This is a genomic window from Caballeronia sp. LZ003, assembly GCF_031451465.1.
Lineage (GTDB): Bacteria > Pseudomonadota > Gammaproteobacteria > Burkholderiales > Burkholderiaceae > Caballeronia.
In genome coordinates this window covers 1-402 of the sequence record NZ_JARUXJ010000213.1, presented here as the reverse complement: position 1 = coordinate 402, position 402 = coordinate 1, and the positions used below count along the sequence as shown (strand labels likewise).

Sequence of the window (402 nt, the reverse complement as noted above, 5' to 3'; positions counted from 1 at the left end):
TCGGAACAGACCGCGCGTGCGTAATGGCGGTGTCCAGTAAAAGGCTTCGGTACCGCGCGTGGCATCAAGAAACGCGCGGATTGCGCCGATTTCTTGCCCATCACCAACAAACCGTAACGGCCACGACTCGGTAACGTTGCGCGCGCCGTCCGCCACGACCTGGCTATAGCCGTCGCCAAACTGCACCGCACGCACTCGAAAGTGCGTGGTTCCCTCCGCATCAACAGAAGGTGACCAGGTAAAGGTGCGATGCGTAGCTGATATGCTCACGCAAGCAACCCCTGCGACATCAAATAACCGACTCCGCCCTGCCCGCCCATCTTGCGGGCGATTCTCTGATCCACAAATGCGCGCACCATCTCCTGCAACTCACGTGCGTCCTGTTCGCCCAAGCCCGCACCT

1 protein-coding gene is annotated in these 402 nt (G+C 60.2%); it reads right to left on the bottom strand.

What is annotated here, in order from left to right:
- Positions 1 to 270 (bottom strand): phage tail protein (locus QCE79_RS34505; RefSeq protein ID WP_309852269.1); only part of this gene is annotated, 270 nt, incomplete at its 3' end.
- Positions 271 to 402: the final 132 nt, after the last annotated feature.